General features: G+C 73.3%; 16 protein-coding genes and 1 pseudogene. 9 read left to right on the forward strand and 8 right to left on the reverse strand.

The features are described from left to right. Positions 1-12 precede the first annotated feature (12 nt). Positions 13-513, forward strand: a complete 501-nt coding sequence (locus tag ABD981_RS06355) for a hypothetical protein (RefSeq protein ID WP_046905853.1) — start codon at positions 13-15, stop codon at positions 511-513. A gap of 18 nt (positions 514-531) precedes the next feature. Then, the gene (locus ABD981_RS06360) at positions 532-897 is read left to right on the forward strand and encodes an RNA-binding S4 domain-containing protein (RefSeq protein WP_046905852.1); all 366 of its coding nucleotides are present in this window, start codon (positions 532-534) and stop codon (positions 895-897) included. Between the two features lie 51 nt (positions 898-948). On the opposite strand, the pseudogene ABD981_RS06365 reads toward ABD981_RS06360, so the two are convergent. From ABD981_RS06365 to ABD981_RS06375, 3 genes and pseudogenes are all read right to left on the reverse strand, one after another. After that, positions 949-3148 (reverse strand): annotated as a pseudogene (locus ABD981_RS06365) (terpene synthase family protein). Positions 3149-3309: 161 nt separating this feature from the next. After that, positions 3310-5322, reverse strand: a complete 2013-nt coding sequence (locus tag ABD981_RS06370; protein ID WP_123954147.1) for an N-acetylmuramoyl-L-alanine amidase — start codon at positions 5320-5322, stop codon at positions 3310-3312. Positions 5323-5541: 219 nt separating this feature from the next. Next, positions 5542-6669, reverse strand: coding sequence for an aminoglycoside phosphotransferase family protein (locus ABD981_RS06375; protein ID WP_046905850.1), 1128 nt, complete (start codon positions 6667-6669; stop codon positions 5542-5544). Positions 6670-6906: 237 nt separating this feature from the next. Between ABD981_RS06375 and ABD981_RS06380 the strand changes: the two genes are divergently transcribed. After that, positions 6907-8397, forward strand: coding sequence for a DNA-binding protein NsdB (locus ABD981_RS06380; RefSeq protein WP_046905849.1), 1491 nt, complete (start codon positions 6907-6909; stop codon positions 8395-8397). Between the two features lie 262 nt (positions 8398-8659). On the opposite strand, the gene ABD981_RS06385 is transcribed toward ABD981_RS06380, so the two are convergent. Continuing rightward, on the reverse strand, positions 8660-10090 hold the full coding sequence (locus tag ABD981_RS06385) for a PP2C family protein-serine/threonine phosphatase (RefSeq protein WP_046905848.1): 1431 nt from the start codon (positions 10088-10090) through the stop codon (positions 8660-8662). Between the two features lie 217 nt (positions 10091-10307). Between ABD981_RS06385 and ABD981_RS06390 the strand changes: the two genes are divergently transcribed. From ABD981_RS06390 to ABD981_RS06405, 4 genes are all read left to right on the forward strand, one after another. Continuing rightward, positions 10308-11984, forward strand: coding sequence for a hypothetical protein (locus ABD981_RS06390; protein ID WP_240495087.1), 1677 nt, complete (start codon positions 10308-10310; stop codon positions 11982-11984). A 37-nt stretch (positions 11985-12021) separates the two neighbouring features. Next, the gene (locus ABD981_RS06395; protein WP_046905846.1) at positions 12022-13248 is read left to right on the forward strand and encodes a threonine synthase; all 1227 of its coding nucleotides are present in this window, start codon (positions 12022-12024) and stop codon (positions 13246-13248) included. Positions 13249-13550: 302 nt separating this feature from the next. After that, positions 13551-15389 (forward strand): FG-GAP-like repeat-containing protein, encoded by a 1839-nt coding sequence (locus tag ABD981_RS06400; RefSeq protein WP_240495086.1) that lies wholly within the window; start codon positions 13551-13553, stop codon positions 15387-15389. A gap of 100 nt (positions 15390-15489) precedes the next feature. Then, a complete protein-coding gene (locus ABD981_RS06405) occupies positions 15490-15978 on the forward strand; it encodes a GNAT family N-acetyltransferase (protein WP_046905845.1) in 489 nt (162 codons plus the stop codon). Between the two features lie 28 nt (positions 15979-16006). Here ABD981_RS06405 and ABD981_RS06410 read toward each other — a convergent pair whose 3' ends face one another. The 3 genes from ABD981_RS06410 to ABD981_RS06420 form a co-directional block, all read right to left on the reverse strand. Beyond that, positions 16007-17296, reverse strand: a complete 1290-nt coding sequence (locus tag ABD981_RS06410; protein ID WP_046905844.1) for an ATP-binding protein — start codon at positions 17294-17296, stop codon at positions 16007-16009. 229 nt (positions 17297-17525) lie between these two features. Further along, positions 17526-17882: a DUF805 domain-containing protein gene (locus ABD981_RS06415; RefSeq protein ID WP_046905843.1), complete on the reverse strand. Its 357-nt coding sequence runs from the start codon at positions 17880-17882 to the stop codon at positions 17526-17528. Between the two features lie 198 nt (positions 17883-18080). Further along, a complete protein-coding gene (locus ABD981_RS06420; protein WP_240495085.1) occupies positions 18081-18440 on the reverse strand; it encodes an SPW repeat protein in 360 nt (119 codons plus the stop codon). Between the two features lie 410 nt (positions 18441-18850). Here ABD981_RS06420 and ABD981_RS06425 point away from each other — a divergent pair, with 410 nt between their 5' ends. Then, complete coding sequence (locus ABD981_RS06425; RefSeq protein WP_046905841.1) at positions 18851-20086, forward strand: cytochrome P450; 1236 nt, start codon at positions 18851-18853, stop codon at positions 20084-20086. Here the strand turns inward: ABD981_RS06425 and ABD981_RS06430 are convergent. Beyond that, entirely contained in the window at positions 20061-20444 is a 384-nt protein-coding gene (locus ABD981_RS06430) for a VOC family protein (protein ID WP_046905840.1), read from the reverse strand. The genes ABD981_RS06425 and ABD981_RS06430 overlap by 26 nt on opposite strands. Positions 20445-20735: 291 nt before the next feature. Between ABD981_RS06430 and ABD981_RS06435 the strand changes: the two genes are divergently transcribed. Continuing rightward, complete coding sequence (locus ABD981_RS06435; protein WP_046905839.1) at positions 20736-21107, forward strand: cupin domain-containing protein; 372 nt, start codon at positions 20736-20738, stop codon at positions 21105-21107. Positions 21108-21143 lie beyond the last annotated feature (36 nt).

The raw sequence follows: 21143 nt of genomic DNA on the forward strand, positions 1-21143 counted from the left end.
TACCATGGCGGTATGTCCTTCCTCCGCCGCCGCAGCGCCGCCACACCCGCTGGCCCGGACTTCGACGTCCTCGCCATGGACCCGGGGGACTGGCCCGGCAATCTCGGCGCCGGTCTGCTCCCGGCCCCCGACGGCACCTGCCAGGGCGTGTTCCTGCGCTACGACCTGTTCGGCGGCCGCGGACCCGCGATGATCATCGGTAACCTCCCGGAGGGCTCCCCGGCGCGCGAGCTCGCCGACGGGCAGATCCCCTTCGAGGTGGCCCAGCTGCTCGCCGCCCTGGAGAACGAGGAGCCGGTCGACGTCCTCGACGTCGAGGACGTCCCCGTCATGCAGGGGGACAACCTGCTGATCGTGCGCCGTCTGAAGCTCTCCGAGAGCCGGATCTCCTGCGTGCAGTTCGACCGCAGCGACAACGTCCTGGTGACCATCGCCAGTTGGGACCGGCCCATCACCGACGACCTGTACGCGCTGCTCAAGCCGCTGCCCGCCGAGCTGTTCCAGCAGGGCTGACGGAGAGGCCGGGGGCCGATGAGCGCACGCGTCGACAGCTGGATCTGGGCGGTCCGGCTCACCAAGACCCGCTCCCAGGCCGCCGCGGCCTGCCGGGCCGGACACGTCAAGGTCAACGGGGAGCGGGCCAAGCCCGCCCAGCCGGTGAAGCCGGGCGACGAGGTGCGGCTCGTGCACGGCGGCCGGCAGCGGATCGTCGAGGTGAAGCAGCTGCTCACCAAGCGCGTCGGCCCGCCGGCGGCCGCCGAGGCGTACGTGGACAACAGTCCGCCCCCGCCGCCGCGCGAGGAGGTGGCCGTCGCGGCCGTCCGCGACCGCGGGGCCGGCCGCCCCACCAAGCGCGACCGCCGCGAACTCGACCAGCTGCGCGGCCTGCGGCCGTGACCTGAACGGGACCGCCCCCGGACCACCGGGGGCGGTCCCGTCGTCTCCGCCTCAGCCCACCGGCGAGCCGAAGGCGGCGGAGAGCCGGGCGGCCGAGGTGCCCAGCCCCCGCGGCCCGCGGAGCGGCGGGGTCCCGCTGCCGGAGCGGACGTCCTCCGCTCCGTACCGCCGTACGTTCCGGTGCCAGTGGAGCACGCCGGCCCAGCCAGTCCTCCAGCTCGCGCAGATACGCCTCGAAGGCCGCCCGGCCCTCGGCGTCGAGCCCGAAGTCCGCGTAGAGCAGCGGTACTTCGCGCTCCTTGAGGTGCTCGTACTGGCGCAGCCGCCCGCGCATCAGGTCGTCGACGATCGTGACCGCGGCCGGGTAGTCGCAGTCGAAGAACTTCTGCACCACCAGCAGCAGGTTGTGCACCTCGCCCTCGACCTCGATCTCCTTCTGGTAGGAGAAGAGGTCGTTGACGAGCGCCCCGTAGTCGGCGACCGCGTTCTCCAGCGCACGCACGGTGCCGGTCCGGAAGACCTCCGGCGGCAGCGCCCGGCGGTGTCCCAGCCGGGCCAGCAGCATCGTCAGCTCCGAGCCGAAGGTGGTCCGGCGCATCTCGATGTAGTCGACCGGGTCGGGCACCCGGTGCTGGACCGTGTTGTGCAGCTCCCACAGCCAGCTGTCCAGCATCGCGTCGAGGGCGCCGCGCAGCTCGGCCCGCGCGGACGGATCCATCGGGGCGGCGGTGTCGGCCCACAGCCCGGCGAGCGAACGTTCCAGCGCGTTGAACACCGGCAGCGCGCGGACGCCCGGATCCTCCAGCGGCATCAGGGACTTGAGGCGGTCGGTCTGCTCCTTGGCGGCGACGAGGTCGCGCGAGCGGCCGAAGACGAGGGGGTAGTAGTCGTCGGCGTAGGTGCCCCAGGTCAGCCACCGGGTGCTGGTCTCCAGCTCCTCCGGCGTGGCGTCGGGGTCGAGCCCGGCCGCGCACAGCGCGAAGTCGAAGCCCTCCATCATCGGCCGGTCCCACAGGCCGTCCAGCAGCCCCACCCGCTCCGCCCACTCCTCCGAACGCCGCTTGGCCTCCTGGTGGTGCGGGTTGACGGTCACCGGGTACGGCAGGTCGAACTCGGGCAGCAGCGAGGGCCCGACCGGCTGGTACGGCGCATGGGTGAGCGCGCGCAGCCGGCTCGCCGCCGGGCGGCCGAACAGGGTGCGGACGTCCCTGACGGAGCCGCCGGTCCCGCCGCCCGCCACCGGCGGCCCGCCGCTCACCAGGCCCTCGTTCATGTACCGGCTGGAGCGCAGGTGCCACTCGTGCCCGCCGGACTGCCAGTCCTGCAGCCCCTTGGTGTACGCGCCGATGGCCGCGGCCTCCTCGGGGCCGAGCCCCTGCTCCAGGCAGAGCGCGGGCACTTCGGTGAGCGCCGTGTTCTCGAACTGGTGCAGCCGCGAGGTCAGGAGGTCGTTGACCGCGTCCGCGGCCTCCTGCGTCGTGCAGCCGAGGAACTTCTCCAGGACGAGCACGCCGTTGCTGTTCTCGCCCTCGTCCTCCACCTCGCGCTGGTACGAGAAGAGGTCGTTGCGCAGGTGCACCGCGTCGGAGAAGGCGTCCCGCAGCACCCGCAGCGGCCGGGAGTACGCCACCTGCGCCGGGACCTCGGCGCCCGCCGCGTACTCGACGAGCCCCGCCGACCAGGGCGCGCCGCCCACCTTGCGGCGCATCTCGATGTACTCGACGGGGTTGGCGATCCGCCCCTCGTCGATGTTGTCGAGCTCCCACAGGGACTCGTACAGCAGGTGCTCGGTCGCCTCGGCGAACCGCACCCGCCAGGCCTCCGACATCGCCGGGACGGTCCGCCGCCACAGGTCGGCGAGCCCGGCCTCGACCGGGTTGGAGGGCGAGGGCATGCCCGTGGCGGGGTCCGCCGGCATGAACCACGGGAGCCGGTCGAGGTAGGCCTTGGCGCCCGCCCGGTCGGGGGAGCGCTTGAAGAGCTCCAGGAAGTGGTCGTCGAAGAAGAAGACCCACGTGTACCAGTCGGTGACGAGGGAGAGCGCGTCCTCGTCGCAGTCCGGATGGGTGTAGGAGCACAGCAGCGCGTAGTCGTGGGACTGGAGGTCCGCCTCCTCCCAGACCCCGGAGCCCTCCAGCATCCCCATCCGCCGGGCCCAGTCCCGCGTGTGGGTGCGGGCCGCCTCCAGATGGGGATTGAGCCGCGCCGGATACGGGACATAGAAATCCGGCAGAACGAAGGGCTGAGCCATGCCAGGGAGGCCTTTCGATGAGCGGGGGCTGTCGTCCGGCCGAGCATTCCCTCTCGGCCCCCGCGTTCACGCGAACACCGGAATAGTCATATGAACGGCAATGGGTGCCGGTCGGGCCGCCGCCCGGCCGGCACCCCCGCGGTGCGCCGCTCCCGGAGCCGTCAGGCCCGGGAAATCCGCACGTCAGCGGCCTTCACGAAGGCCACCCGATGCCCGAACTGGATCTCGTAGTACTCCTCCTGGCCGCGCACGACCGTGTGCCCCGTGGGATCGAACGTCGGAGCGAAGAAGTACTCGCCCGGGGTGCGGCCGCCCACCACGTACCGCTGCCCGGCGAGCAGCCTGTACGGCAGCGGGGACACCGCCTGCACCGGCACGCCCGCCGGATACGCCGAGGCCTCCGGATAGGCCCGCCCGTACACCGGCACCGAGGCCAGCCCCTCCTTCGGCGTCAGCACCACGCCCCGCGCGTTCACCGCCGTCCGCCGCTCCTTCGGATCGTGGAACCACGCCTTCTGCCCCAGGTACCAGATCGCCGTCCACTCGCCCTGGCGCTCGGCGACGGCGAAGCTCTGGCCCGTCGACGCCCGCGCACCCGTGTCGTTGACCCCGTCGGTCGAGTCCTGCCCACCCGGCCGCAGACCGATGTCCTTCACCAGCGGCGCGTCGGCGCTCGGCGCGGTGTACAGGCGCACGGCCCCGCTCCCGTGGGGCGCACACGCCACCCCGGCCGTCACGCACCCCGTGTACACCGGCTGGTTCGCCGCGTACTCCGGACGGATCGTCACCACCCCCGCGTCCGCGCCCGCGCTCGGCGTGATCGGCCGGCCGAGCAGCCGGAAGTAGTGCGCCCAGTCCCAGTAGGGGCCGGGGTCGGTGTGCATCCCGCGGATCGACGAGGTCACCGTGCCCGGCACGGTGTCGTGGCCCAGGACGTGCTGCCGGTCCAGCGGGATGCCGTACCGCTTCGCCAGGTACCGCACCAGCCGCGCGGAGCTGCGGTACATCGCCTCCGTGTACCAGGAGTCCGGCGAGGTGAGGAAGCCCTCGTGCTCCAGCCCCACCGACTTGGCGTTCACGAACCAGTTGCCCGCGTGCCAGCCCACGTCCTTCAGCGCCAGGTGCTGCGCCACGTGCCCGTCCGAGGAACGCAGCGAGTACTGCCACGAGACGTACGTCGGGTCCTGCACCAGCTTCAGCGTGGTGTCCCAGCTCGCCTCGGTGTCGTGGATCACGATGTAGTCGATCGACTGCGAGGACGGCCGGTCCCCCAGGTCGTGGTTGCCGTAGTCGCCGTCCCCGAACTCCGCGTACGGCGCCGGGATCCACTCGCACGCCACCGAACGCGGGCACTCCACCGGGCCCCGCGCGGGCGCGCGCAGCCCGAGCGCGGCGACCTGACCGGTGGCCGGTGCGACCGACGGCTCGGCCGCCAGGGTCACCACCTGGCCGCTGTCCGTCGTCCGCGACTCGCCGGTGCGGATCACCTCGAACACGTCGTCCGCGTACGTCGCCGCCGTCGCCGAGTCGTCGGCGCCAGAGTAGCGCGCCACCGCCCCGTACCAGTCGGCCGGATCGGCGCTCGTCGGCAGGCCCGCCCCGCGCTGCGCCGCGGCCAGCAGGGCCGCACCGCCCTCGATGTTCGCCGCCGTGACGGTCCGCAGCTCGTCCGCGGACCGTCCGGACAGCTCCGCCGCCCGCTCCAGGGTCCGCAGCCTCGGCGGCAGCTCCGCCGCCGCCGGGGGCGGCGCCCCGGGTCCGACCCGGGGTGCCCGCGCGTCGTCGCCGCGCGCGTCCTCCGCGCCGTCCGAGTGGTGCGGCGCCTCGGCCAGCGCGGTCGCCGCGTCCGTCAGGTGCATCGGGCCGTAGCCGCCGGTCACGCTCGGCGCGCCGCCGTGGGCGTCCCAGCGCGACTGGAGGTACGACACGCCGAGCAGCACGCTCTGCGGCACGCCGTACCGCTCGGCCGCCGCGGCGAACTGGCGCTGCAGGGAACCCGCCGCGGGCTCCTCGGCGGTCGCGGACGGCGCGGCGGACAGCAGGGGAAGGAGCAGGACGGCCGGAGCGGCACGTCTGAGGAACGCGGAACGGAGCAAGGCAGCCTCCAGCGACGAGGGGGAGAACAGGGGCCGTGCGGTACCGAACCCGTACAGGGGTAGCGGCTTCCGGAGCATCCGTCAATCACCCGTGAGCCACGGCGATTTCCCACGTCAGAGCGGCTGGAGCGGCGGCGGGGCGGAGTTTCGCGCGGGCGGCCCGCCCGCCTGCGGCGCGTCAGTGGAGTGGACCAATGAGCGGCCCTCCGCCACCGCCCGGACGCCGGAGCGCGCCGCCCGCCCGGTGTGTCGGCACCGGGCGCACGGCGCGCCACCCCCGTCCCGCGTCGGAACCCCTCAGCGCGTCCCGACCGCCGCGCGCACGGCCCGCCGTGCCATGGCGCAGTCGTCGTGCAGCCGCCGCAGCAGCAGCCGCTGTTCCTCACCCGGCGAGACCGCCCCGGCGGGCACCGGGACCGAGCCGGCCGGCGGCGCCTCCCGGATCGTGCGCTGCACCGCCGTCTCGTACGTACGGATCTCACGGGTCAGCACGATCATCAGGTTCACCAGGAAGGCGTCCCGGGAGGCCGTGCCCGCCTGCTGCGCCAGCTGGCTGATCTGACGCCGCGCCAGCGGGGCGTCCCCGAGGACCGCCCACAGCGTCGCCAGGTCGTACCCGGGCAGGTACCAGCCCGCGTGCTCCCAGTCCACGAAGACCGGTCCGGCGGGGGAGAGCAGGATGTTGGAGAGCAGGGCGTCGCCGTGGCAGAACTGCCCCATGCCCTGGCGGCCGCCCGCCTGGGCCAGTCCGTGCAACAGCTTCTGCAGGTCGTCGCGGTCACGGTCGGTGAAGAGGCCCAGTTCGTGGAAGCGGGCGATCCGCGCCCCGTAGTCGAGCGGGGCCTCGAAGGTCCCGGCCGGCGGACGCCAGGCGTTGAGCCGGGCGACCGCTCCGAGCGCGGCCCGTACGTCCGCGCGGGGCGGAGCCTCGGCGGGGTGGCGGGTCAGCGCCGCCGCCCGTCCGGGCATCCGCTCGATCACCAGCGTGCAGTTCTCCGGGTCCGCGGCGATCAGCCGCGGCGCGCGCACCGGGGGACGGTGCCGGACGAAGGTGCGGTAGGCCGCTATCTCGTGCCGGAACCGCTCGACCCACGCGGGGGAGTGGTCCAGTAAACACTTCGCGACCGCCGTGGCGCGCCCGGTGGTCCCGACGATCAGCACGGAACGGCCGCTGCGGCGCAGCACCTGGACCGGGTTGAACTCGGGGCAGATCCGGTGCACGGACGCGATCGCCATGCGGAGCTGCGCGCCCTGGGGGCCGGACAGGTCGATTCTCCCGCTGGGCTGCTGGACGGTGCTGCCCGCCCAGCGCCTCGGCCGCGCCGCTCCCTGCGGAACGGGGGCGAGGTACGGTCCGGAACCGGCCGGGACGGTGCGGTGGAGCGGCCGGGGCGGGGCGGTCACGGAGGACGATGCTGTGTACATGGAGGAGACAGATCCCTTCGTGCGCCGACGAGTTGCGTGCGTCGCCCCGCCCGCCCGAACGGTCCGCACCCTGGGGAAAATGTGGGCCGGTCGAGGGGGTGGGGTGGCGCGTTCCTACCTGACACCCGGGCGCGGGTGGCGGAACATCGGGCGCACCCTGGCGAACCCTGGCGAATAGTCGCCAGCCCTATGACAGGGGGTTACTGTCAACTCAGCCGAGAACCTGGGGGCTTAGACGTGACCGGACAGACCAACACCCGCCTGGCGGACCTCTTCGGCCTCGCCGGCTGGTCCAAGGGCGAACTCGCGAGACTCGTGAACCGGCAGGCGGCGGCCATGGGCCACCCCCAGCTGTCGACCGACACCTCGCGGGTGCGGCGCTGGATCGACATGGGGGAGACCCCGCGCGATCCCGTGCCCCGGGTGCTGGCAGCGCTGTTCACCGAGCGACTCGGCCGTGTCGTGACCATCGAGGACCTCGGGTTCGTACGACACGGGCGCGCCGGGAAGAGGCGGGACGTCAGGAACGACGACAACCCTGACGGGCTGCCCTGGGCGCCCGAGCGTACGGCAGCGGTCCTCACCGAATTCACGGGAATGGACCTCATGCTCAACCGACGCGGCCTGGTGGGCGCGGGTGCCGCGCTCGCCGCCGGCTCCGTACTCAGCAACGCCATGCAGGACTGGCTCCACACCGACCCCGCACGACCCGGCGCCACCCCCCGCGCCATCGATCCGCTCCATGCCGACCCCGCCGGGTTCGACCGCTACGAGGCCGCCCCCATCGGGTCGGAGGAGATCGACGCGCTGGAGCGGTCCGTGGAGGTCTTCCGCGCCTGGGACGCCTCCCGGGGCGGCGGCCTCCAGCGCAAGGCGGTGGTGGGCCAGCTCAACGAGGTGGGCGGCATGCTCGCCTACCGCCACCCCGACCACCTCCACCGGCGCCTGTGGGGCGTCGCCGCCAACCTGGCCGTCCTGGCCGGCTGGATGTCCCACGACGTGGGCCTGGAGCCCACCGCCCAGAAGTACTTCGTGATCGCCGCGCACGCGGCCCGCGAGGGCGGCGACCGGCCGCGGGCCGGCGAGGCGCTCTCCCGCGCCGCCCGGCAGATGGTCCACCTGGGCCGTCCCGACGACGCCCTCGATCTGATGAAGCTGGCCAAGTCGGGTTCGGGGGAGCGGGTGCTGCCCCGGACGCAGGCCATGTTCCACACCATCGAGGCCTGGGCGCAGGCGTCGATGGGCCGCGGCCAGGCCATGCGCCGCACCCTCGGCGAGGCCGAGGACCTCTTCGTCTCCGACCGGGGCGAGGAGAAGCCGAGCTGGATGCAGAACTTCGACGAGGCCGATCTGCACGGCATGCAGGCGCTCGCCTACCGCACCCTGGCCGAGCACGACCCGGCCGCCGCGGTCCCGGCGCAGCGCCACGCGAAGATGGCACTCGAACTGCGCCGCAACGGCCACGACCGGTCGAAGCTCTTCGACCACATCTCGCTCGCCTCGGCCTGCTTCATCGCCGACGACCCGGAGCAGGCGGACCGCTACGCCCGTCTCGCCCTGGTGTCGATGGGGGAGACCTCCTCGCACCGCACCTGGGACCGGCTGCGCGAGATGTACCGGCTGACCGGCCAGTACGCGGGGTACACGAAGATCGAGGACCTGCGCGAGGAGATCGAGACCGCGCTGCCGAAGGCGCCGTCGAACCGCCCCCGGACCGGGGAGGCGTGAGGCGCCGGACCGAGGGGGAGCCCCGGAAGCACGGGGACGCCCGGACGATCACGGAAGGCCGGACCGTCAGGGACGGCCGGGACGCCCGGACGATCCGGGAAGGCGGGGCGGCCCGGGAACTCCGGGAGTACGGGGAGGGAGCACGCCGGACCTCGACGGCCTGCTCCTGACGCCCGCGCGCGCCCTCAGGGGCGGGAACGGGCGCGTGCGTCCGGGGCGGGGGCGGCACGGTCCGCCGTACGGCCCCGCCGGCCGGCTCCGGCTACTCGCCGACCCGGACCACCATCACGCAGGCGTCGTCCTCGCGCGGCCCCTCGCCGAACTCCTCCACCACCGCCCGGACGCAGTCCTGCGCGTCGCGCGCCCCGGCCAGCCGGGGGGCGAGGGCGAGCAGTCGCCGCGTGCCGCCGTCGTCGTCCAGGGCGCCGGCCGTGCGGGTCAGCCCGTCGGTGTGCAGCAGCAGCAGGTCGCCGGGGAGCAGCCGGGTCTCGGCCTCCTCGTACGCCGCGCCGGTCGTCGCGCCGAGGAGCACGCCCTCGGGCCGGGCCAGGGTGCGCACCGCCCCGCCGCGGAACAGCAGCGGGGCGGGGTGCCCGGCCTGGGCCCAGGTGAGGACCTGGGACGCGGGGTCGTAGCGGCAGCACATCGCGCTGCCGAGGGCGGGCTGGACGGAGGTCTCCAGGAGCTGGTTCAGGTGCCCCATCAGGGCACCGGGCCGGATCCCGGCCACCGCCATGCCGCGCAGCGCGCCGAGGAGCATGGCCATCGAGGAGGTCGCGGCGACGCCGTGCCCGGTCAGGTCGCCGACCGTCAGCAGCGCGTCGCCGTCCGGGAGCGCGAGGGCGTCGTACCAGTCGCCGCCGATGAGTCCGGTGGACGCGGCCGGCAGGTAGTGCCCGGCAACGTCGAGCGGGGCGGGCCCGTCGTGGGCGAAGCGGAGCGAACCGCGCCAGGGCGGCAGCACGGCCTCCTGGAGCTCGACGGCGACCCGGCGCTCGGTGTGCTCGATCTGCCGGTGCCGCTGGAGGCTGTCGCGGCTCTCGCGGACCGCGCGCTCGCTGCGCCGCAGCTCGCTGACGTCCCGCAGGACGGCCCACATCGAGGCCGTGCACCCGTCGGAGTCGAGGACGGGCTCGCCCGTCATGTGGACCGTGCGGACCCGGCCGTCGCTGCGGACGACCCGGAACTCGCCGTCGATGGGCTTCCCGTCGATCAGGCAGTCCGTCACCATCGCCTGGAGCAGCGGCTGGTCCTCGGCGAAGACCAGCGAGGGCAGCTCGTCGAGCGACAGCGGGCCGCTCTCCTGGGGGCGCCCGAAGATCTGGAACAGCTCCTCGGACCAGTGCACCTCGTCGGTGAGCAGGTCCCACTCGGCGCTGCCGACCCGGGAGAGGAGCGAGCCGGTGGCGCGGGGGGCCGGCGCCGCGTAGGCGGCGGACGAGTCCTCCGGCTGCTCGGCCGGCAGGCCCGCCTTCAGCTGGCCCAAGTGCTCGTCGAGGTCGTCCAGTTGGTTGACGGCCAGGTCGCACAGGGCGCGCTGCCACCGGTTGCGCGGGTCGTCCTCGTCCACGGCCGAGTCCCGGCGCACCGCGTCCACGTCCCCCCGCAGACGCCGCGTCTGCGAGATCAGCGCGTCCACCGTGCCCGGCTCGGGCGGCTGTGCGGGACGGTCCGCGAACAGATGGGACGGCATGTCGTACTCCGATACAGGCGACTGGGACCACACGGCACGGCCAGTTCGAGAAGTTGAAAGCCCGGCTAAGACTTTCGCACAGGCCGGGACACCTCGTAAGGGATTTGGCAACACTCGATACGGTGGTGCTTCTGACATATGCCAAAGGCCCACAAGGTGACCGACCGGTACCCGTGGGCATTTCGGCCACACCGACTCGGGTTACGGTGCTGCTGTGGTGAGCGACGAGGTGAACACGGTGGGTACGGCCCTCCTGCTGGCGGCCGCGCCGGCCGGACGAGGCCGGGCGATGGACGCGGCCTCCGTGCTGCCCGCGCTCGCGGCGGTGCCGGCCGGAGTCCTCACGGGTACGGACATGGCGACGGTCGTCGAACTGGCGGACCCGCTCGATCCGCAGACCGTCCTGACCCGCCTGCGCGCCGCCGCCGCGGCCCCCGGCCCGCTCACCCTCTGCCTCGCGGGCCAGCTCCAACTCGACCGCCGCCAACGGCTCCCGCACCTGGCGCTCGCCCGCAGCACTCCGACGACCCTGCGCTACACGGGACTTCCCTGGCACTGGCTGGCCGCCGAGCTCGCCCCGCGCCGCCCCGGCACCACGACCGTCGTCGCCGACCTGGCGGCCGAGCCCGAACTCCTCCAGCTGCTCGCCGCCGACCCGAACGCGCTCGGACTCGGCCCGTCCGTCGCGCTGTTCGCCCATCTGACCCCCTTCCCGAAGCGGGGCGCCCCCTCGACCCCGGAGTACCTGCGCCACTGCGCGACGGTCTGGCGCACCGGCGCCCGGCCCCCGCTCCCGGCCCTCCACGCGGAGGCCGCGGAGGCCGCGATGGCGGCGGGCGGGGCGGAGGCGGTGCTGCTGGCGCCCGTGTCGGGCGAGCCGTATCGGGCCACGGGCGCGGCGGCACCGGCCGGGCCGCCGCTCGCCGCGGGCCCGACCGGGAATCCCGCCGCGGTGCCGCCGGAGGAGGCCGTCGTCGCGTCGCCGCCCACCAGGCGGCTGGGAGGAACGGGCGGCCGGTCCCTGGCCGAGCGGCGCGCCGTGGTCGCTCCTCCTGCCGGCCCGGCCGCTGATCCGGCTTCGGCCCGGGGCGCTGCGGATGTCTCGGTCCCGCTGTCCACTCCGGTTTCGGCCCCGGCTTCCGCCCCGGCACCCGTTCCGTCCTCGGCCCCGGTCTCCGCGGCGAGCTCGGTTCCGGCGCCGGGCCAGGCTCCCGCTCCGGTTTCGGCCCCGGCGTCCGCCCCGGCACCCGTTCCGTCCTCGGCCCCGGTCTCCGCGGCGAGCTCGGTTCCGGCGCCGGGCCAGGCTCCCGCTCCGGTTTCGGCCCCGGCGTCCGCCCCGGCACCCGTGCCGGTGGCTCCCGCCCCGTCCGCCGTGCGGCAGGCCGTCGCCGTGCCGGCGGTCCCGCCCCGGCCCGTCGCCGCACCGGCACCGTCACCCCAGCCCCAGCCCCGGTCGCAGCCGGCCGTCCCGCCGGCGCCCGGCGGCGGTGACGATCCGCATCCCGCGATCCTGTCGGCCGCCATGGCCGGGCGGCACGGGGAGGCCGCCGCGATGGCCGCCGCGTGGGAGAGCGAGGCACTGCGCCGGCACGGCCCGAGGTCGGGGGAGGCGGTGCACTGGGTGGAGGTGCGGGCCGACCTGGCGCGGCTCGCCGGGGAGCCGGCGCGCAGCTGCGAGCTGTGGATCGCCGCCGCGCAGTCCCGGCTCGGCCTCCGGCAGGGCCCGGACGAGCCGGACGTCGAGGGCGCCGTGGACCGCGCCCACCACCAGTGGGAACAGATCAAGGACCCGGCCAGGGCCCGCGCCCTCGGCCCGGCGCTCGTCGAGCTGCGGCGCCAGGTGCCCGGCCGGCGCGCCGGAGCCCTCGCCGCGCTGCAACGGAGGTTGGGCTGAGGCCCGTACTCCCGCCCGTACCGTACGAAAGGACTCAGTGACCTCCCTCGCCACCGCCCAGCGCGCCCTGCGCGATCCTTCCGTGCGCCACCCGCTCTGGCCGCCGCTGACCGCCGGGTGCCCGGCGACCTCCACGGACGCGGTCGCCTACCCGCTGGACATCGACTACGCGTACGACCGCGTCCCGGACGACCTCTTCGCCCGCCCCGCCGCACACGGCCTGGAGCGCTGGGCGCCGCTGCTGCCGCCGCTCGCCGCCCCCGGGCTCGGCGAGGGGAACACGCCGCTCGTCCCGCTCGGCGAGGACGTCTGGATCAAGGACGAGTCGCGCAACCCCACCTGGAGCCACAAGGACCGGCTGAACCGGGTCGCGGTCAGCGCCGCCGTGGCGTCCGGGGCGCGCGGGATCGTCGTGTCCTCCTCCGGCAACCACGGCGCCGCAGCCGCCGCCTACGCGGCCCGCGCGGGCCTGCCGTGCGCGGTGTTCACCTCGGCCTCCGCCCCGCCGGCCGTCGCCTCCCACCTGCGTGCCTACGGCGCGACCGTCCTCACCGTCCCGGGCCCCGCGGTGCGCCCGCTCATGCGCCGGATCGTGGACGAGCTCGGCTACCAGTCGGTGAGCAGCGTCACCGACAGCGCGCACACCGGGCATCCCTTCGGCCCCGAGGGCTACAAGACGATCGCGTACGAGATCGCGCTGGAGCTGGGACGAGCCCCGGCCGCCGTCCATCTGCCCACCGGATACGGCGAGTTGCTCTTCGGCGTGACCAAGGGCTTCCAGGAGCTCGCCCGGCTCGGCGTGACCGGATCCGTCCCGCGCGTCTACGCGGCCGAGCCGGCCGCCGCGGGGGCGCTCACCGAGGCGATGCGCACCGGCGCGGACACCGCGCGCGTGCCGGTCGGGCCGACCGCCGCGTACGCCATCGACTGCGAGATCAGCGGCTACCGCGGGGTCGTGGCCCTGCGCGCGAGCGGGGGAACGGCCCGTACGGTCACGGACGCCCAGATGGGCGCGGCACGGGCGGAGTTGGCCGCGCGGGGGCTGTGGTGCGAGATCTCCTCGGCGGCCGGTCTGGCGAGCCTGCGCGCGCACGGCCCACGGGAGCCGGAGGGGCCCGTCGTCTGCGTCGTCACCTCCAGCGGCTACAAGGACACGGCCACCGCGCGCGAGTCCCATGGCCCGATGGACCTGGAGTGGGCCGAGGTGAAGGCGCTGCTGGCCCGGCGCCCGACGATCCCGGACAGCCTCGTAGAAGGATCTTGAATGATCTGATCCGCGACGGCCCCGCAGGTGTCGGTCGTCGTCTTTGCCATGCCCGTGGCGGGACGAACGATCCGGCCGGGCGAGGCTCGTTCCCCGTGCACCCCCGTGGAGGGGTGCATTTTTCTCGTTCGACGGCAAGGGATGTGAAGAGCTGCATGAGAAGACCTTCCATAGCAGTGGGCTCGGCCGTGCTGTGCTTGGCTCTGCTCGGCCTGTCCACGGGCGCCGGTAGCGCGAGCGCCGCGCCTGGGCGACCGGCGGGGTCGGTCACGGCGTTCGACGGCCTGGCGGAGGCGCCGACCATGAAGGCGGCCGCACCGGTCACCGGTGTCCGGTCGGCCGGCACCGGTGCCCGTCACGACTACAACGGCGACGGCCGCAGTGATCTGGCCGCCTGGTACGACTACGCGGACGGGCACGACGCCGTACGCACCTTCATCGCGGGCTCGAACGGCGCTTTCGCCGCGCCCGGGGTGGGCTGGGAGGCCCCCGTGGGCCACTACTGGGTCGAGAACATGAAGCGCCTCACCGGCGACTTCAACGGGGACGGTGTGGGCGACCTCGCGGCCTTCTACGGTTACGAGGACGGCCGGGTCACCCTGCTGACCTGGCTGGGCCGCGGAGACGGCACGTTCGCGACTCCCCTCCATTCCTGGACCGCGGCGCCGGGCAACTGGAGTTTCGACGCCATGACCGCCCAGGCCGGCGACTTCAACGGGGACGGCCGTGACGACGTCGCCGTCTGGTACGCCTACGGAGACGGCAGCGACAAGCTCTTCACGATGCTCGCCCGCCCGGACGGCGGTTTCGGCGCGCACCTCTCCTCCTTCCAGCGGGCCCCTGGGGACGGCTGGTACGTCAACCGCATGAAGTTCGCCACCGGCGACTTCAACGGGGACGGACGTGACGACCTCGCGGCGCTGTACGGGTACCGCGACGGCAAGGTGAAGCTGATGTACTGGGCCGGGGGGACCAACGGCGGGTTCGCCGAGCCGGTGCACGGCTGGGAGTCCACGGGCTGGACGTTCCGGCAGGCGAGTCTGCACGCGGGCGACTTCGACGGTGACGGCCGTGACGAACTGGCCGCCTGGTACGACTACGCGGACGGACACGACGCGGTGATCGGCTTCCGTCTCGGCACGGACGGAAAGTTCGGCGCCCGGCGGGACATGCTGACCCTCCCGGCCGGCTCGTACGATCGTTCGCGCATGAAGATCGTCACCGGCGACTACAACGGGGACGGCCGCGACGACCTGGCCACTCTCTACGGATACGCCGACGGACGGGTGAAGACGATCACCTTCACCGCCACGTCCGACGGTGACCTCAACAGTCCCCTGCACAGCTGGGAGTCCGCGCCCGGCAACTGGACCTTCAGTCAGGTCCACATGATGGAGGGGTACACCAGCCCCACCCTGCTGCCCTACTGTCCCGCGGTCTTCGGGCACGGCGGGTGGCCCCAGGAGGCGGAAGGCTGGAAGGAGGACCAGATCCGTGCGGCGAACCACCCCAGGGGCCTGGCCCAGGAGAAGAGCTGGGGCGCGGCCGGGGTGGAGGCCGACCTGCGGCTGACCAAGAACGGCGGCAAGGCCGTCATGTGGCACAACAGGACCACGTACGGGCTGTCCGGATCATCCGATTCCATCTCGGAGCTGACGTGGGCGAGCGGGCCGAACCCGCTCGACGGACGCACCATCACGCGCGGCCCTTACACGGGTGAGACCGTGTACACGTTCCGTGAGTGGCTCGACAGCGCCAAGCGCCTCGGCATGGTCGTGCTGGTGGAGCTGAAGGTGGAAACGAAGGAGGCTCTCCTCAGCAGCGACGCGTCGGTCCGGGAGACGGCCTGGAACGAGGTGCTCGCACCGATCGCGGAGCGCATCGCGTCCCAGGAGATCATGATCTACACGCATGACACGCAGCTGGATACGGAGCTCCGGAGCCGGATCAACGCCGCAGGCCTCTCCGCGGCCCTCACCGGCCTCCCCGACTGGTACGACGTCGTCGACTGGCAGGAGCCGCCGCCGCCGGCCTCCGGCAACTACGCCTCCTGGCAGCGGGCGCTGGACGCCGATGCGACCCGTCTGGCCACCTCGTGGACGCCGGGCCTCACCAACTGGATGAACGGACGCTGCGTCTGAGGTTCGCACCGGGCCGGGGGAGAGGCGATGACGTCCGCCTCCCCCGGGACCCGGGGCGGAGCCCGCTCCGGCGTGCCGCCCGGCCTGGCATCATCGATGTATGGCCCCTACACCCGCCCCCCTCCGCACCGAGCGGCTCGTCCTGCGCCCCGTACGGGCCCGGGACCTGCCGGCCGTGACGCGGCTGTGGACCGACCCCGAGGTACGGCGCCACCTGGGCGGGCCCGTGATCGACTCCGTGGTGCGCATCCGGCAACGGCGGATCGTCGGGGCGCCCGGCTTCCACGCCGTGGAGCGGACCGTCGACGGCGTCGTCCTCGGCCTGGTCACGGTGGCGCCGGGCGCGCGGGACGGGGAGACGGAGGTGTCCTACCAGTTCCTGCCCGAGCACTGGGGTCGGGGCTACGCCCGGGAGGCCGTCGCCGCCGCCGTCGAGCGGGCCCTGGGGGACGCGCCGAGCGTCGTCGCCGTCACCCAGGAGGCCAACACGCCCTCGCGGCGGCTTCTGGAGGCCGTGGGCATGACGCACACCGACTCCTTCGTGGAGTGGGAGGCGCAGCAGGTGCTGTACCGGCGGCGGCGCGCCTGAGGCACGCCGCCGGACGGCGGCCGCCCCCTCAGAACCGGGCGTGCGTGGTGATGTCGGACTCGAACTGGGTGATCATCTCGGGGGTGACCGTCGGGCGGCACTGGCCGATCGCGTCCAGGTAGTCCTGGGTGGTCGCGCCCGGCGCCGGCTCGTCCCCGGTGCGGGTGCCGACCGACACGAGATCCCGCTCGAAGGAGCTCTGCGCGGCGATCCGGGCCGCGTGCTCGATGTCGGCGGGGGTGAACAGCTCGCTGGCGAGGACGAGTTCGTCCACGTCGACGTCCGGCCGGGCGTCGGTGTAGCGGGACCAGATCGCGGCGCGGGCCGCCTTGTCCGGCGTACCGATCGGGATCAGGTAGTCGAAGCGCCCCGGGCGCAGGAAGGCCGGGTCGAGGGAGCGGATCGAGTTGGTCGCGCAGACCAGCAGCCGTTCGTCGCGCTCCCGGAAGCCCGGGATGAGCTTGAGGAGCTCGTTGGTCACGCCGTGCGTCCCGCCGGGCTGCACCGGTTCGGTGCGTACGGGGGCGATCTCCTCGACCTCGTCGATGAAGACCAGCACCCGCTCCAGCTCGGCGATCCTGGCGAAGGCGGAGCGCAGCGCGGCCGCCAGGTTGCCCTCGTCGGCGAGCCGGGACGGCAGGATCTCCACGAACGGCCAGCCGAGCCGGGAGGCGATGGCCCGGGCGAAGGTCGTCTTGCCCGTGCCGGGCGGCCCGAAGAGCCCGAGGGCGCGCGGCGGCCTGACGCCGTGCCGGGCGGCCCGCTCGGGCTCGGCGAGCGGCAGCACGACACGCCGTTCGATCAGGTCCTTCTCGCGTTCCATGCCGGCGACCTTCGCCCACAGGTCGGCGGGGAGCAGCCGTCCGCCGAGGTCGTCGAGGAGGTTCGCGGCGGGTCCGTGCAGGGGCTCGACCTTCTCGAAGTAGGCCACGGCGGGCTGCCGGGTGTACCCGGCGTTGAGCAGTCCCTCGCCGACCAGCTCCTCCTCGGGGAGCACGTAGGCGATCCGGCCCACCCGAGCCGCCACCAGACGCCGCTCCAGCTCCACGAGGAGCGCGCTGGCCAGGCCGCGGCCGCGCCATGCCGAGGAGATCGCGATCCGCATGACCCAGGCGCGCTCGCCGGCGACGCAGGCCAGCGCGGCGCCGATGGGCGTGCCCTGGTGGACGGCGACGACGGCGGGCTGGCGGGAGGTCAGGGCGCCGATGCACTCGGCGAGCGAGAAGACCGACTCCTGGCCGAGTTCGGCCGTCGTGTCGATGAGATGGACGACGGCGGCGAGATCGCTCTCGCGGTAGTCGTGGATGAGCCAGTTCACCGGTGGTACCGCCCCTCGTTGCTGCTGTCGCGCTCCGTGTCGGCGAGGCTAGGCGGGGCCGCGGGGGCGGGTCCTGCGCCATCGTGCACAAGGCGGTGCGGTGAAACGCGCCGTACCGGCTCTATGCACGCGGAAAGCCCCCGGAGCGGATGCTCGCGGGGGCTTCGGCGTACGGGGCCGTCAGCGGACCGGGGCCGTCGGTGGACCGGGGCCGTCGGTGGACCGACCGTCAGTGGGCCGGGGCCAGCTTCGGGTTGGGGCCGTGGGCGTTCTGCTGGGCCTCGCCCTCGGTGGCGAGGAAGACGATCAGGATGATGGCGCCGACGAGCGGCACCAGGTCGATCAGGATCCACCAGCCGGAGCGGCCCGTGTCGTGCAGGCGGCGGACCGTCACGCCGAGGCTGGGCAGGAGCACGCCGAGGCCGTAGATCGCGTACAGCAGCGGGTACGTGCCCAGGGCGGCGTCGATGATCACGACGACGATCGCCGCGAGCAGGTTGAAGAGGACGAACATCCAGAATTCCTGGCGCCGTGCCCGGCCGGTGAATACGGCGTACTTCTTGAGAACGTCGAGGTACCAGTTCACTTAGTCCCCCCAAGGACTGCGATGGTGAGCGGGAGCCTGCCCCCGTGGAGCTAGCTTTACGCAGAACTTATGTGGCCGAAACCATGGGGGTCAATCCGTTACCGGGTGGTGGCCGTTCACAGATACGGGCGCGACGAAAGTGAACGGCGTCGCCTTCTCGTGCGAGAGGGCGACGCCGTTCCGGGGAGAGGATCAAGATCACGTCCTTCTCTTGCTCATGAGCAGTCCGCCCGCGGTGAGGGCGAAGAGACAGACGCACGCGCCGGTGATCACATTACTGAGGATCGCGCCGGTACCGGCGTCCCGGGAGACCACCCACGGGGAGACGATCAGCCATGCGCCGAGCAGCAGGACCACGAAGTTGAGGTCCTGGGACCGCTCCGGGGCCATCGACATGCACAGCCCGAGGCCGGCGAGTGCGATGCCGACGATCAGGTTGCTGATGGCCAGTTCCGGCTTTGCGGCGGCGAAGTGGACGGTCCACCCGGAGACCGCGGCGTAGAGGCCGGCGAGGATCACCAGCTCCTCGACCGCCGTCACGCCACGGGTCTGCATCATGCGGGCATAACGGTCCCGCATTTCTCCCGCGTCGGGGTGTCCGCTGATATCACCGGGACGGTGAGAGACGTCGGCCATACGACTCGCCTCCTTCTGGCGTCATGCACGTCTGACCGCGCTTGCGGCATCGGGGCCGCGGTTTCATTGTGCGCTTATCTGGTCTTTATGTGTAGATCTGCCCGATAAGGGATCCGCACAGAAATCGGCGCCGGGATATGCGGGGAACCACCAAAGACGGGGAATGTTCAACAAAAATTCGGGAGAAGACCGCGGAGAGATCAAGGAAAGGTCAAGAAAGTCGCCGCATCGATATGCGCTGCCCCTTGAATTGTCGCGCGCCGTCCCTCATCCTCCGTCCCTGGCCCGCCCGCCCGCCTGCCCGCCCGGACCGCAGACCCTGGAGAGGCCCCATGACGCGTGCCCCCGATCTGGCCGAGGACGTCTTCACCCCCGCGGCGCTCGACGACCCGCACGCCCTCTACGCCCGGCTCCGCGCCGCGGGCCCCGTCCACCACCTGCCGGGAGCCGGACTGCACCTGGTCGCCCGGCACGCCCAGATCCTGGAGGTGCTCGACGACCCGGCCACCTACTCCAGCAGGCTCACCGGACTGTTCTTCGCGGGCGACGACGGCCGCCCGGCCCTCCTCGACGCCGGCGGAACGGGACCCGACGTCCTCGCCACCGCCGACCCGCCCGCCCACACCGGCCAGCGCGCGATCGTCCGGCACGCCTTCGGCCGCGGCTCCGTCGAGTCCTGGCGCGCCGCCGTCGAGGAGATCGCCGCACCCCGGATCGGCGCCCTGGTCGAGCGCGGCGGAGGCGACTGGATGGCCGGGCTCGCCGCGCCGCTCCCGGTGCTCGTCATCGCCCGCGTCCTCGGGCTCCCCGACGCCGACGCCGCACGGCTCACCGCCTGGGCGGACGCCGGCGTCGAGCTCTTCTCCGGACACGCCGACGCCGACCGGATGCTCCGCCTCGGCGCCGACATGGCCGACTTCCTCGGCTACCTCCGCACGCGGCTGGACGCCGCCGAGGACGCTCCCGCCGGCGGCCTGGTCGACACCCTGGTCGCCGCCCGCGCCCGCGGCGAACTCGCCGCCGACGAGGCCACCGCCATGCTGCTCCAACTGGTCATCGCGGGCAGCGAGTCGACCACCAGCCTGCTGGGCAGCGCCGTCCGGCTGCTCGCCGCCCGCCCCGACCTCCAGGACCGGCTGCGCAAGGACCCGGCGGCGGTCGAACGGCTGGTGGAGGAGGCGCTGCGCCTGGAGAGCCCGTTCCGGGGCCACTTCAGGATCACCACGCGCCCGGCGGTCCTCGGCGGGGTGCGCCTCCCCGCCGGAGCGCGGCTGATGCTGCTGTGGGGCGCGGCCAACCGGGACCCGGAGGCCCATCCGGAACCCGACGCCCTCGACCTCGACCGGCCGGGCCCGAAGGGACACACCGCCTTCGGGCGGGGCATCCACTTCTGCCTCGGCGCCCACCTGGCCCGCCTGGAGGCGGTGGTCGCCCTGCGCCTCCTGCTGGCGGCGACGAGCGACCTCGCCCTGCCCGCGGACGACGCCCCCGGCTACGTGCCGAGCCTCTTCGTCCGGCGGCTCGCCAGGCTGCCGATCGTGGTCAACGGCGCGCGTACGGGCGGGTGATGATCTCCATGTTGTGGCCGTCGGGGTCGTCGAAGTAGGCGCCCCGGCCGCCGTAACGGTGGTTGATCCGGCCCGGCTCCGTGTGGTTCGGGTCGGCGTAGTACGTCACCCGCATCCGCTCCAGCCGGTCGATCATCGTGTCGAACTCGTCGTCCGGCACGAGGAACGCGTAGTGGGTGGGCGTGAACGGCTCGTCACCCTGCTGGTAGTAGTCCAGGGTGACGCCGTTGCCGGTGTCCACGGGCAGGAACGGGCCCATCGGGGCGCCGACCGCGAGGCCGAGCACCTCCGCGAGGAACTCGGCGGAGACCTGACGGTCACGGGCGTACACGACGGTGTGGTTGAGCTCAACGGCCATGGGGGGGGTCCTTCTTTCACAGGGCAAGCGCTGTCGACGGTCTCCTACCCCGTACGCGCGGTACGGGAGGGACGGCCGCGGCGGACCCCGCGCCCACCACCCGGCGGCACTCACGCCACGGCCGGGTGCCTTACTCGATCACGGCTCACGGCCGACCCGGCAGTCATACGCCCACGCTAACCCCTGCCGATCTTGGTCGGCAACGCGGTTTACGGCCACGGTTCACGGCCACGGCGTAGCCTGGAAGTGGACTCGGGGTTCTCATGTTCCACCGCCGGGAGGCGGACGACGATGACCGGAATCGTTTCCAGGAGCTTCGACTCCGCAGACGAGACCCGCCCCTTCGACGGGGGCATGGGCCGGCTGGACCTGCTCAACACGGACAAGGGCCAGGTCGGCAGGGCCGTGTTCGAACCCGGCTGGCAGTGGACCAAGCACGTGAAGCCGATCGCGGGCACCGACAGTTGTCAGGCGCACCACGTCGGCTACGTGGTCAGCGGGCGCATCAAGGTCGTCTCGGACGGCGGCGACAGCGCCGAACTGGGCCCCGGGGACTTCTACGAGATCCAGCCAGGACACGACGCCTGGGTGCTCGGCGACGAACCCTGCGTGGCACTGGACTGGGTCGGCTTCGGCGACTACGCCGTGCCGTCAGGTTCCTGACCCTCCAGGGCCCGGGAAGCCGCGGGGAGGGGCCGG

This window comes from Streptomyces showdoensis (assembly GCF_039535475.1).
Classification (GTDB): Bacteria; Actinomycetota; Actinomycetes; order Streptomycetales; family Streptomycetaceae; genus Streptomyces; species Streptomyces showdoensis.